The organism is Nocardioides pocheonensis, from assembly GCF_003725535.1.
Lineage (GTDB): Bacteria > Actinomycetota > Actinomycetes > Propionibacteriales > Nocardioidaceae > Marmoricola > Marmoricola pocheonensis.
On the sequence record NZ_RJSF01000003.1, the window covers coordinates 138,187 to 149,892 of the forward strand.

The following is an 11,706-nucleotide window of genomic DNA, read 5'->3' on the forward strand; positions in this document are numbered from 1 at the left end:
CCTGTGAACCGAGGACGGACATGAGCATCGAGCTGACCCCCGACCCGTACGTCGCCGACCTGGCCGCACGCACCGCGACCTTCGTGCGCACTGTCGTCGCTCCCGAGGAGCAGCGCTACGCCGGCGTCGCGACCTCGGGCGGCGAGGAGCTGCGCCAGCGGCTCCAGCAGGCGGCCCGTGACGCCGGCGTCTTCGCGCCGCACGTGGCGAAGGAGTACGGCGGCCACGGCCTGGGCATGCGCGACCGGGCCGTGGTCTTCGAGGAGGCCGGCTGGTCGCTGCTCGGCCCGCTGGCGCTCAACATCGCCGCGCCCGACGAGGGCAACATGCACCTGCTCGAGGCGGTCGCGACCGAGGACCAGAAGGAGCGCTACCTCCGGCCGCTCGCCGAGGGCGCGGTGCGGTCGTGCTTCGCGATGACCGAGCCGGCCCCCGGCGCCGGCTCCGACCCGGCTGCGCTCTCCACGACGGCGACGCCGACCCCCGGCGGCTGGCTGGTCAACGGCCGCAAGTGGTTCATCACCGGCGCCGACGGGGCTGCGTACACGATCTGCATGGCGCGCACCTCCGGTCGGCCCGGCGACCGCGGCGGGGCCACGATGTTCCTGATCGACATGGACGCCCCCGGTCTGCGGATCGTGCGGCACATCGACACCCTCGACGAGGGGTTCTTCGGCGGCCACTGCGAGCTCGACTTCGAGGACGTGTTCGTCGGCGAGGAGTCGGTGCTCGGCGAGGTCGACCGGGGCTTCGAGTACGCCCAGGTCCGGCTCGCGCCCGCGCGGCTCACGCACTGCATGCGGTGGCTCGGGATCGCCCGGCACGCGCAGGAGATCGCGGTGGCCCGTGCCACCGAGCGCGAGCTCTTCGGGTCCCGACTCGGCGACCTCGGCATGGTGCAGGCGATGATCGCCGACTCCGAGATCGACCTCAGTGCCTCGCGGCTGCTGATCTGGCAGGCCTGTGCCGAGCTCGACGACGGTCGCAGCGCCGCGCAGTCGAGCTCGATCGCGAAGACGTTCGTCGCCGAGGCCGTGGGCCGGGTGGTCGACCGCGCGCTCCAAGTGTGTGGTGCCCTCGGCGTCTCCGGCGACACCCAGCTCTCGCGCTACCACCGCGAGGTGCGCCCGTTCCGGATCTACGACGGCCCTTCCGAGACGCACCGGTGGGCGATCGCCAAGCGCCGGCTGCGCCAGTCGTCTGCCGCCACCCCCGAGAAGAGGACCGTCCATGCCTGAGGTGATCGCACCCTCCCGCACCATCGCGTACGCCGACCTGGCCGGCTCGCTCGGCGTACGGTTCGGGCCGACGCCGTGGACGATGGTCACGCAGCCGCAGGTCGACGCGTTCGCCGACGTCACCCACGACCACCAGTGGATCCACGTGGACGAGCAGCGGGCGAGCGCCGGGCCGTTCGGCACCACGATCGCCCACGGCTACCTCACCTTGTCCCTGGTGCCGTTCCTGCTCGGCCAGCTGCTCGAGGTCACCGGCGTCTCGATGGCCGTGAACTACGGCCTGGAGAAGGTCCGGTTCCCGGCTCCCGTCCCGGTGGGGGCGAGCCTGCAGGCGTCCGCCGAGATCGTGGGCGTGCAGCCACGGGTCCGGTCGACGCAGGTGACCGTGCAGGTCACCGTGCGCTGCGACGCCGCCGAGCGCCCCGTCTGCGTGGCCGACGTGGTGATCCTCTTCGTCGGCTGACGGCGTTCGAAGTCAGTTCAGCTGATGCCTTGACTTCCCCTCTCGTATCCCCCAAACTGAAGTGGATTCAGTTCAAATCTGGAAAGGACCGGTCATGGTTGACACCGACCACATCGTGCTCGAGAAGGACGGCGAGATCGCCCGCGTGTGGCTGAACCGGCCGCACAAGCTCAACGCCGTCACCACCGAGCTGCTCCACCGACTCGACGAGATCATCGTCGAGGTCGACAACGACCCGAACCTGAAGGTCCTGGTCCTCCGCGGCCGCGGCGGCACCTTCTGCTCGGGCTTCGACCTCGACGAGCTGCTGGCCGACTACGTCGGCAGCACCACCGCGATGGAGGTGGCGGTCCTGTCGGCCAAGGTGTGCGACCGGCTGTACTCCATGAACACCCCGTCGGTCGCGGTCCTCGAGGGCTACGTCACCGCCGGCGGCTTCGAGCTGATGATCTCCTGCGACTTCGCGGTCGCCGCGGACGACGCCAAGATCGGCGACTTCCACATCCGCCGCGCGCTGTTCGGCGGTGCCGGCCCGATCTACCGGCTGCCCCGCATGATCGGCATCCGCAAGACCAAGGAGCTGATGCTCACCGGCAAGCTCCTGTCCGGCAGCGAGGCGGTCGACTTCGACCTGATCAACGCGTCGGCCCCGGCCGAGGAGCTCGACCAGCTGGTCACCGACTTCGTCGCGCCGATCATCGACAAGAGCCCCTTCGCGATGCGGCTCACCAAGATGACCATCGACCGCGGCCTCGACGCCGACATCCAGTCGCTGATGGTCATGGAGCACCTCGCCGTCGGCAACGCGCTCCAGTCCGAGGACGCGCGCGAGGGCGTCAACGCCTTCCTCGAGAAGCGTGAACCCAAGTGGGTCGGTCGCTGACCGGCAGCCGCTGCCGGAACTGCGGGAACGTCGCGTTCCCTCCGGCCCGCGGGTGCCAGAGCTGCGGTGGCTCCGACCAGGAGACGCTCGAGCTCGGCACCTGCGGGACGGTGTGGGGCTTCACCGTGCAGCGGTTCGCCCCCAAGTCACCCCCGTACGTCGTGCCGGAGGGCGGATTCGTCCCGTTCGCCGTCGGCTACGTCGAGCTGCCCGAAGGAGTGAAGGTGGAGGCCGTCCTCGACTGCACCGACTTCGCCCGGCTCGACGGCGCCGAGGTGACCCTGGTCGCGACCGAGCCGGTGCCGCGCTTCGCCACCGACGCGGCGCTCGTGAGTGAGGGAGCGACCTCATGAGCGGCGACGTCTCGATCATCGGCGCCGGGCTCTCGAAGTTCGGCCGCCAGCCCGGCAGGACCGGTCGCGACCTCGCCCTCGAGGCGATCGCCGCCGCCCTCGCCGACGCCGGCCTGGCCTGGCCCGACGTGCAGGTCGCGTTCGGCGGCAGCGACGGCTCCGGTCTGGCCGACACCCTGGTCGCCGACCTCGGGCTCACCGGCATCCCGTTCACCAACGTCAAGAACGGCTGCGCCACCGGCGGCAGCGCGCTCATGTCGGCGATGAACGCGATCCGCTCCGGCGCCGCCGAGATCGCCCTGGCGGTCGGGTTCGACAAGCACCCCCGCGGCGCCTTCGACCCCCGTCCCGAGGACTGGGGCCTGCCCGCGGCGTACGGCGAGGCCGGGCTGATGGTGACCACGCAGTTCTTCGGCATCAAGATCGCCCGCTACCTGCGTGAGCACGGCATCAGCGAGCGCACGCTCGCCCTGGTCGCCGAGAAGGCCTACCGCAACGGGTCGCTCAACCCGAACGCCTGGCGCCGCGAGCCGATCTCCGCCGACGAGATCGCCGCCGCCGACATGGTCAACGACCCGCTCACTCGGTTCATGTTCTGCTCGCCCGGCGAGGGCGGAGCCGCGATCGTGCTCGCGAGCGAGTCGGTCGCCGCCGGCAACGGTCGGGCCGTGCGCGTCCTCGGAGCGGCCACGCGCACCCGTCGCTTCGGCTCGTTCGAGGTCTTCAGCCCCTCGATCCAGGGCAGCGGACGGCCCTCGAGCGTCAGCTCCGACGCCGCCGCGGCGGCCTTCGCCGCCGCCGGCGTCACGCCCGACGAGGTCGACGTCGCGCAGCTGCAGGACACCGAGAGCGGCGCCGAGATCATGCACCTCGCCGAGTGCGGGTTCTGCAAGGACGGCGAGCAGGAGGCGATGATCGCCGCCGGCGAGACCGAGATCGGCGGCCGCCTCCCGGTCAACACCGACGGCGGGTGCATCGCCAACGGCGAGCCGATCGGCGCGTCCGGTCTCCGCCAGGTGCACGAGATCGTCACCCAGCTGCGCGGGGAGGCCGGCGACCGGCAGGTTCGTCGGGGGCACAGCGCGGACCCGCGGGTCGGGTTCACCCACGTCTACGGGGCTCCGGGCATCAGCGCGTGCACGGTGCTCGCGGTCTAGGAGAGTCATGGACACGCCCACGCTCGAGGAGTTCACCGCCGCGGCTCGTGGCTGGCTCGCCACGATGGCCGAGCCGCGGTCCGCCCTCGCGTGGGGTGTCGGCCCCGACTCGTCGGCCGTCTTCGAGAACTGGACGCCGGTGCAGGAGCGCGCCGAGACCGACCGGATCCGCGCCTACGAGCAGGCCAAGTACGACGCCGGCTGGGGTGCCCTCACCTGGCCGGAGGAGTACGGCGGCCGCAACCTGCCGATGGCCCATGCGCTCGCCTTCCGCCAGGAGGAGGAGGCGTACGACGTGCCCCGGCGCACCGAGATGTTCTCGGTGACCCAGCAGCTCGTCGCACCGACCGTCGCCCAGTGGGGCACTCCCGAGCAGCGGGAGCGCTTCGTCGCCGCGATGCTGCGCACCGACCTGATCGCCTGCCAGCTCTTCTCCGAGACCGAGGCCGGCTCCGACCTCGCGGCCGTGCGCACGCGCGCGGTCCGGGACGGCGACCACTGGGTGCTCGACGGCCACAAGGTCTGGACCTCCGGAGCGACCGTCGCCGACTACGGCGTCGCGGTGACCCGCACCGACCCGTCCGTGGCCAAGCACGCCGGGCTCACGGTCTTCCTGGTGCCGATGGACGCACCCGGTGTCGAGGTCAGGCCGATCCGGCAGATGACCGGGGGCAGCTCCTTCAACGAGGTCTACCTCGACGGCGTCGAGATCTCCGACGACCTCCGGCTCGGGCCGGTCGGCCAGGGCTGGAAGGTCGCCCTCACGGTCCTGGCGGCCGAGCGCCTGGACTCCGGCAACCTCGGGCTCGCGAACGCCGACCGGGCCGTCGAGCTGGCCCGCCACCTCGGCCGCCCGCTGGGCGAGCTCGAGCGTGACCGGGTCGCCGACCTGGTCACCCGCAGCTACGTCCAGCGGCTCACCGGGATGCGGGTCGCGGCGGCGGTCGTCTCCGGCCAGGACCCGGGTCCCGAGGCGTCGGTCGGCAAGCTGCTCGCCACCGACACCCTCGCCCGCACCTCGGAGGTGGCACGCCTCCTGCTCGGCGCCGACCTCGCCGCGGACAGCGGCCGCTGGGGGACCTGGTCGTGGACCGAGCACGTGCTCGGCGCACCGGGCTACCGGATCGCCGGTGGCACCGACGAGATCCAGCACAACATCATCGCCGAGCGGGTGCTCGGCCTGCCCCGCGAGCCTCGCCCGGAGACAGGGGCGACGTCATGAGCCCCGACTTGCTCGAGTCCCACCTGGCCGCGCGCGTCGCGCTGGTGCTGCGGCGCGAGCGTCCGGGTCTCGAGGTCGGCCGGCTGGCCCGGCTCCCCGGCGGCCACTCGGGCCTGACCTACCGGCTCGAGACCGGCGAAGGGCCGCTGGTCGTGAAGTCGGTCCCCTCGGGCCAGAAGGCGATCGGTCGGCACGACATGCTGCGCCAGGCGCGGATGATCGCGGCGCTGGCCCCGACCGGCATGCCGGTGCCCGCCGTCGTCGCGACCGACGACGCGGAGCCGGCCTGGTTCGCGATGGAGCTGGTCGCGGGCGAGTCGCTCGAGCCCGTGCTCGACGACCCCGAGGTGCCGCCCGCACTCGCAGCGTCCCGGATGCTGCGTGCAGCCGAGATCCTGCCGGCCCTGCACGACGTGCCCCTGGACAAGGTCCCGGTCGACGCCGCTCCGCTGTCGCCGCTCGACGAGCTGGGCCGGTGGGCCCGCACGATGGCCGCGGTGCCGCCCGACCTGGTGCCCGACGCCGAGCGGCTGCACGCCCGGCTCCTGGCGTCGGTCCCGGCCGCGGTCGCGCCGACGCTGGTGCACGGCGACTACCGGCTCGGCAACCTGCTCTGCCACGGGGCCGAGCCCGCCGCCCTGATCGACTGGGAGATCTGGAGCGTCGGCGACCCCCGGGTCGAGCTCGGGTGGTTCCTGGTCTTCGCCGACGGGTCCAACTTCCCCGGAGTCGGCCGCGAGGTGCCGGGTCTGCCCAGCGCCGACGAGCTGGTCTCGGCGTACGCCGCGGACGGCCGGGCGGTCGACGAGCTCGCGTGGTTCGAGGCGCTGGGTCGCTACAAGATGGCCGCGATCATGGGCCACAACCTGCGCCGCCACCTCGAGGGTCGCCACCACGACCCGGACCAGGAGCGGCTGCCCGACACGATCCGCCGGCTGATCGAGACCGGTCTGTCGATCGCCCCCTGAACTCACCACCATCGAGAGGACTGCCGTGGACTTCGAGCTCACCGCCCGGACGCGCGACCTGCTGGACCGGCTGCAGGTGTTCATGGACGACCACGTGTACCCCGCCGAGACGGTGTACGACGCGCAGGTCGCCGCGGCCGCGAACCGCCACGAGCAGCCGCAGGTGATGCGCGACCTGCAGGCGAAGGCGCGCGAGCTCGGCCTCTGGAACCTCTTCATGACCCACGGCTCCTGGGGCGCGGGCCTGACCAACCTCGAGTACGCGCCGCTCATGGAGCTCGCCGGCCGGTCGATCATCGGCCCCGAGGCACTGAACTGCTCGGCACCCGACACCGGCAACATGGAGATCCTCGCCATGTACGGCACGCCCGAGCAGCAGGAGCAGTGGCTGCGACCGCTGCTGGACTGCGAGATCCGCTCGGCGTTCGCGATGACCGAGCCCGCGGTCGCGAGCTCCGACGCCCGCAACATCACCGCGACGATCCGGCGCGACGGCGACGACTACGTGCTCAACGGCCGCAAGTGGTACACCTCCGGGATCCTCGACCCGGACTGCAAGCTCGTCATCTTCATGGGCAAGTCCGATCCCTCGGCCTCGACGTACCGGCAGCAGAGCATGATCCTGGTGCCGGCCGACGCTCCCGGTGTCGAGGTGCTCCGGGACCTGACCATGTTCGGCTACGAGGACCGGCTCGGCCACGGTGAGGTGCAGTTCACCGACGTCCGGGTGCCGGCGTCGAACATGCTCGGCGCGGAGGGCGACGGTTTCGCGATCGCCCAGGGCCGCCTCGGTCCGGGCCGGATGCACTACGCCATGCGGGCGATCGGATTCGCCGAGCGGGCGCTGTCGATGATGTGCCGTCGGGCGGTCGACCGCGAGGCCTTCGGCGGCCCGCTCGCCGACCAGGGCGTCGTGCGCGAGTGGATCGCCCGCAGCCGCGTCGAGATCGACCAGGCGCGGCTGCTCACGCTCAAGGCCGCCTGGCTGATGGACACCCAGGGCAACGCCGCGGCGCGCTCCGAGGTGGCGGCGATCAAGGTGGTCGCGATGGAGGTGGCGCACAAGGTCGTCGACCGCGCGGTGCAGACGTACGGCGCCGCCGGGGTCAGCGAGGACACCGTGCTGGCGCGCCTGTTCGCGATCACCCGTGCGCTGCAGATCGCCGACGGCCCCAACGAGGTGCACCTGCGCACGATCGGCAATCTCGAGCTGGCCGGCTACCGCAAGCCGGCGGACGCCGCCACCTATCAGGGTGGCCGAGCATGACCCGGCTCGACGGCAAGGTCGCACTGGTCACGGGGGCGACCCGGGGCCTGGGCTTCGCGATCGCCCAGGGCCTCGCCGAGGCCGGCGCCACGGTCGTCGTCTCCAGCCGCAAGGAGGACGCCTGCCGCACGGCGGCCGAGGCGGTCACCAAGGCCACCGGCGTCGCGGCCGTGCCGCTCGCCCTGCACGTCGGGCAGTGGGACGCGATCGAGCCGGCGGTCGACCGGATCCACCGCGAGCTGGGCGGCCTGGACGTGCTGGTCAACAACGCCGGCATCGCGCCGCTCTCGCCGACGCTCGAGGGCGTCTCCGAGGCGCTGTTCGACAAGACCATGGAGGTCAACCTCAAGGGCCCGTTCCGGCTGATGGCCGTCGTCGGTGCCCGGATGGCCGCGGCCGGCGGCGGCTCGATCGTGAACATCTCCAGCATCGGCGCGGTGCGGCCGAGCCCGCCCGAGGCGATGTACGCCGCGTCGAAGAGCGGCCTGAATGCACTGACGATGGCGTTCGCCCAGGAGTACGCACCGCACGTGCGCGTGAACTGCGTGATGCCCGGCGCGTTCGCCACCGACATGGCCGAGGCCTGGGACGAGGACTTCGTCGGCAAGGTGGTCGACCGGCTTCCGGCCGGTCGCCTGGGCCGCCCCGACGAGGTGGTCGGCATGGTGCTGCACCTCGCCGGCGACTCCGCGGGCTACACGACCGGGGCGGTCATCCCCGTCGACGGCGGCCGGACCGCGGTCTACTGAAACGGAGCCCGAGATGACCCACCATCCCCACGTGCACGAGCTGTTCGACCTCGACGGCAGGGTCGCGATCGTCACCGGCGCGTCCTCCGGGCTCGGCGAGAGCTTCGCCCGCGTGCTGGTCTCCGCCGGCGCGACCGTCGTGGCGGCGGCCCGCCGGCTCGACCGCCTCGAGGTGCTCGCCAAGGAGCTCGACGGCACGACGGCGGGCCAGGGCCGGGTCGTGCCGGTGCGGTGCGACGTGACCAGCGAGCAGGACCGCTCCGACCTGGTCGAGCTCGCCCGCGCGATCACGGGGCAGATCGACGTGCTGGTCAACAACGCCGGCATGCCCGGCGTACCGCACGCCGAGGAGGAGACCGTCGAGGGCTTTGCGGCGCTGCTCGACCTCAACCTGGCCTCCGGCTTCCACCTCGCGGCCCGCGTGGCGGCCACCGTGGAAGAGGGGCAGGCGCTCTCGATCATCAACATCTCCTCGGTGATCGGGCTGGTCTCGACCGCCCCGATCGGCGGGGCCAGCTACGCCGCGTCGAAGTCGGGGGTCATGGGCCTCACCCGCGAGCTCGCCGGGCAGTGGGGGCGCCGCGGGATCCGCGTCAACGCGATCGTGCCGGGCTGGTTCGACACCGAGATGACCGACGGCCTGTTCACCAACGACAAGTCGGCCGGCTGGGTGCGCCGCAACACCATGCTCGGCCGCGGCGGCGCCGAGGGTGAGGTCGACGGAGCCCTCCTCTTCCTCGCCTCGCCCGCGTCGAGCTACGTGACCGGCCACGCGCTCGTGGTCGACGGGGGCTGGATCGCCCGGTGAGCGCGCACCGCCCAGCGGCCGGACCCCTGTCCGTGGTCCCACCGGATCGTCGACACTGAAACCCAGGAGGACACAATGCAGACACTCGCGCGGGAGTTCGCCGAGCGCGCGGAGCGGGCACCCGGTGACGTGGCCGTCATCGACGCGCTCGGTGAGCACACCGTCGCCGAGGTGATGCAGGCCGCGCGCGACCTGGCCGTCGCCCTCGAGGAGTCGCTGGGCGGCTCCCCGACCGTGCTCGTCCAGGCCGACAACACGTGGCGGACGCTCGCGACGGCGCTCGCGGTCGGGCTGCGCGGAGGCATGGTGGCGGTGTTCAGCAGCCACGCGGTCGCCAGCGAGTTCGCGCTGGCGATGGAGGACGTCGAGCCGGACGCCGTGATCGCCTCCGCAGGGGCTCTCGACCACTGGGCCGTGCCGCTCGAGGCGTTCCCGGACAAGCGGACCGTCCTCGACGGCTGGACCCTCCTGACCACCGGCCGGCCCGCCAGCGACGTGGCGCGCTGGCGCGGCGGCGTCGCCGTCGCGATGACCTCGGGCTCGACCGGTCGTCCCAAGAGCGTCGTGCAGTCCGAGGAGTCCCTCCGGTACGCCGGCCGCGCGACGATCGACGCGATCGGCCTCGAGCCGGGCGACGCGGTGGGCGCGTTCGTGCCGCTGTCGTCGGTCGCGGCGTACTGCTTCGGGATGTACCTCCCGGCGATGCTCGGCTCCCCGATGGTCTCGATCGCGTCGTGGAACCCGGACGACGCGCTCGAGGCGATGGCGCAGCACGACGTGCGCTGGACGATGCTGGTGCCGACCATGGCCCTGCAGCTGTCGGTGCGACCGTCCGGTGCGGGCAAGCTCTCCGGCCTGCGGGCGATGACCGTCGGCGGCGGGCCGATGGACGCCGGCGCCCTCGAGCGCGCCGAGCAGTTCCTGGGCACGAGGTTCATCCGCGTCTTCGGCATGTCGGAGTGCCTCGGCCACACCACCACCAGTCCCGGTGAGGACGCCGCCACCCGGCTGGGCTGCGACGGCCGCCCCTTCCCGGGCACCGAGGTGCGGGCCGTCGGCGACGGCGGCCGGACGCTGCCGCCGGGGGAGGTCGGTGCCGCCCAGGTCCGGGGACCGAGCATGTTCGTCGGCTATGCGCGACGGGGCGAGCCGCAGCCGCCGGAGCTGACGGCCGACGGGTTCCTGCCGACCGGCGACCTCGTCCGGCTCAACCCGGACGGCACGATCACGATCCTGGGCCGCGAGAAGCAGATCATCATCCGGGGCGGCCGCAACATCGACATCAACGAGGTCGAGGCGGCGGTGGCCCGGGTGCCCGGTGTCGCCCAGGTCTGCGTCGTACCCGTGCCCGACGAGATGCTCGGCGAGCGCGTCGCCGCGCTGGTGGTCAGCAGCGGCACCGACCTCGGTCTGGCCGACGTCACCGGCAACCTCGAGGCCGCGGGCTTCCCGAAGCAGAAGTGGCCGGAGTTCGTGTTCAGCGTGCCCGACCTGCCGCAGAACCGTGTGGGCAAGCTGTCCCGCCCGGACGCCGTCCGGATCGCCGCCGAGCTGGCCGCCTCCGAGTGACCTGAACTCATCTCATTTTGCTAGCATGGCGGAGCGAGCTTCCACCAGACATCGAACGGGGTGCGACTCATGGTGCAGACGCTGTTGCCGGAGACCGAAGGTCCGCGCTCCAAGCGCGCCCTGATCCTCGCGGCCGCGATCGAGAGCTTCGGCAAGGACGGCTACGAGCACACCAAGTGGGCCAAGATCGCCGACGAGGTGGGGATCGGTCAGACCGCGCTCTACCACTACTTCGAGTCCAAGGCGCACTGCCTGCTCACGATCATGAGCCTGGAGCTCTCCCGCTCCCTGGAGCGCTTCCGCGAGGTCACGGCCGACGTGACCCCGGCCGACAAGGCCCTCGAGGCGGCCATCGCGGCGGCGTACGACGTGACGCCGCGCGAGGTGCTCCAGATGCGCATCCTGCAGAGCCACATGGACCTCCTGGCCACGCCCCGCCCCTCCGAGCGGGAGGAGGCCGAGCGCCAGCGGGCCCGCGGCCTGGTGCGCGAGATCGAGCAGGAGTGGACGGGGCTGCTGGCCCGGGGCATGAAGGCCAAGGACTTCCCCAAGCGCGACCCGCACGCGATGGCCACCCTCGTGCTGGCCCTGGTGGTCAGCGTCTGGCGCTGGTACCGCCCGGGCGGACCGATGACGCTCGATGACGTGCGCGAGCTGATCTCGGGCGCGTGCCTGCGGCTCGTCGGCCCCTGATCGTTCCGCTGCTCGTGTCCTGTGCCACGTGCGTGGGTTCGAGGCTCGCTGGCGTGGTTCCTGAGCTGCTGAAGGGCTCGCACCTCAACCACCGGTGGTTGAGGTGCGGTTGCGCAGCAAGCGCCTCGAAACCCGGTGAGGCGGTCGCGGGCACCCACGGACAGGCAGTTCGAAGCGGCGCAGTCGTGATCCGCGCTCGACCAGCGCTCCTGGATCACGAACTGCCTGTTGGCAGGACCGATACGGCCTCGTGGTCGATGGCGTGCGTGGCGAGCGCGACGGATGGGTCGGGGTAGCACTGACACGCTCGTGCCGGTGAGTGGTTTCGGCAAGCTC

General features: G+C 72.1%; 12 protein-coding genes. All 12 read left to right on the forward strand.

Going from position 1 to position 11,706, the window contains the following annotated elements; translation table 11 throughout:
- Positions 1-20 precede the first annotated feature (20 nt).
- On the forward strand, positions 21-1,238 hold the full coding sequence (locus EFL26_RS01115) for an acyl-CoA dehydrogenase family protein (RefSeq protein ID WP_123221040.1): 1,218 nt from the start codon (positions 21-23) through the stop codon (positions 1,236-1,238).
- Positions 1,231-1,701 carry a MaoC family dehydratase gene (locus tag EFL26_RS01120; protein ID WP_123221041.1) on the forward strand — a complete coding sequence of 157 codons (471 nt, stop codon included), beginning with the start codon at positions 1,231-1,233 and terminating at the stop codon, positions 1,699-1,701. Before EFL26_RS01115 ends, EFL26_RS01120 begins: the two co-directional genes overlap by 8 nt.
- Before the next feature lie 94 nt (positions 1,702-1,795).
- Complete coding sequence (locus EFL26_RS01125) at positions 1,796-2,584, forward strand: enoyl-CoA hydratase/isomerase family protein (protein ID WP_123221042.1); 789 nt, start codon at positions 1,796-1,798, stop codon at positions 2,582-2,584.
- Entirely contained in the window at positions 2,569-2,937 is a 369-nt protein-coding gene (locus EFL26_RS01130; protein ID WP_123221043.1) for a Zn-ribbon domain-containing OB-fold protein, read from the forward strand. Before EFL26_RS01125 ends, EFL26_RS01130 begins: the two co-directional genes overlap by 16 nt.
- Positions 2,934-4,094: a thiolase family protein gene (locus EFL26_RS01135; RefSeq protein ID WP_123221044.1), complete on the forward strand. Its 1,161-nt coding sequence runs from the start codon at positions 2,934-2,936 to the stop codon at positions 4,092-4,094. Before EFL26_RS01130 ends, EFL26_RS01135 begins: the two co-directional genes overlap by 4 nt.
- 7 nt (positions 4,095-4,101) lie before the next feature.
- On the forward strand, positions 4,102-5,316 hold the full coding sequence (locus tag EFL26_RS01140; protein ID WP_123221045.1) for an acyl-CoA dehydrogenase family protein: 1,215 nt from the start codon (positions 4,102-4,104) through the stop codon (positions 5,314-5,316).
- Positions 5,313-6,284: a phosphotransferase family protein gene (locus tag EFL26_RS01145; RefSeq protein ID WP_123221046.1), complete on the forward strand. Its 972-nt coding sequence runs from the start codon at positions 5,313-5,315 to the stop codon at positions 6,282-6,284. Before EFL26_RS01140 ends, EFL26_RS01145 begins: the two co-directional genes overlap by 4 nt.
- 25 nt (positions 6,285-6,309) lie before the next feature.
- Positions 6,310-7,551, forward strand: coding sequence for an acyl-CoA dehydrogenase family protein (locus EFL26_RS01150; RefSeq protein WP_123221047.1), 1,242 nt, complete (start codon positions 6,310-6,312; stop codon positions 7,549-7,551).
- Positions 7,548-8,300, forward strand: a complete 753-nt coding sequence (locus tag EFL26_RS01155) for an SDR family NAD(P)-dependent oxidoreductase (RefSeq protein WP_123221048.1) — start codon at positions 7,548-7,550, stop codon at positions 8,298-8,300. The genes EFL26_RS01150 and EFL26_RS01155 overlap by 4 nt, the downstream gene beginning before the upstream one ends.
- A 13-nt stretch (positions 8,301-8,313) precedes the next feature.
- Entirely contained in the window at positions 8,314-9,108 is a 795-nt protein-coding gene (locus tag EFL26_RS01160; RefSeq protein WP_123221049.1) for an SDR family NAD(P)-dependent oxidoreductase, read from the forward strand.
- A gap of 75 nt (positions 9,109-9,183) precedes the next feature.
- Positions 9,184-10,677, forward strand: a complete 1,494-nt coding sequence (locus EFL26_RS01165) for a class I adenylate-forming enzyme family protein (RefSeq protein ID WP_123221050.1) — start codon at positions 9,184-9,186, stop codon at positions 10,675-10,677.
- Positions 10,678-10,746: 69 nt separating this feature from the next.
- Positions 10,747-11,370, forward strand: a complete 624-nt coding sequence (locus EFL26_RS01170; protein ID WP_123221051.1) for a TetR/AcrR family transcriptional regulator — start codon at positions 10,747-10,749, stop codon at positions 11,368-11,370.
- Positions 11,371-11,706 lie beyond the last annotated feature (336 nt).

What these genes read in the sequence shown, in the direction of transcription:
- EFL26_RS01155 (WP_123221048.1), top strand. Translation starts at nt 7,548, where the DNA reads ATGACCCGGCTCGACGGCAAGGTCGCACTGGTCACGGGGGCGACCCGG.
- EFL26_RS01140 (WP_123221045.1), top strand. Translation starts at nt 4,102, where the DNA reads ATGGACACGCCCACGCTCGAGGAGTTCACCGCCGCGGCTCGTGGCTGG.
- EFL26_RS01170 (WP_123221051.1), top strand. Translation starts at nt 10,747, where the DNA reads ATGGTGCAGACGCTGTTGCCGGAGACCGAAGGTCCGCGCTCCAAGCGC.
- EFL26_RS01165 (WP_123221050.1), top strand. Translation starts at nt 9,184, where the DNA reads ATGCAGACACTCGCGCGGGAGTTCGCCGAGCGCGCGGAGCGGGCACCC.
- EFL26_RS01145 (WP_123221046.1), top strand. Translation starts at nt 5,313, where the DNA reads ATGAGCCCCGACTTGCTCGAGTCCCACCTGGCCGCGCGCGTCGCGCTG.
- EFL26_RS01160 (WP_123221049.1), top strand. Translation starts at nt 8,314, where the DNA reads ATGACCCACCATCCCCACGTGCACGAGCTGTTCGACCTCGACGGCAGG.
- EFL26_RS01115 (WP_123221040.1), top strand. Translation starts at nt 21, where the DNA reads ATGAGCATCGAGCTGACCCCCGACCCGTACGTCGCCGACCTGGCCGCA.
- EFL26_RS01120 (WP_123221041.1), top strand. Translation starts at nt 1,231, where the DNA reads ATGCCTGAGGTGATCGCACCCTCCCGCACCATCGCGTACGCCGACCTG.
- EFL26_RS01135 (WP_123221044.1), top strand. Translation starts at nt 2,934, where the DNA reads ATGAGCGGCGACGTCTCGATCATCGGCGCCGGGCTCTCGAAGTTCGGC.
- EFL26_RS01125 (WP_123221042.1), top strand. Translation starts at nt 1,796, where the DNA reads ATGGTTGACACCGACCACATCGTGCTCGAGAAGGACGGCGAGATCGCC.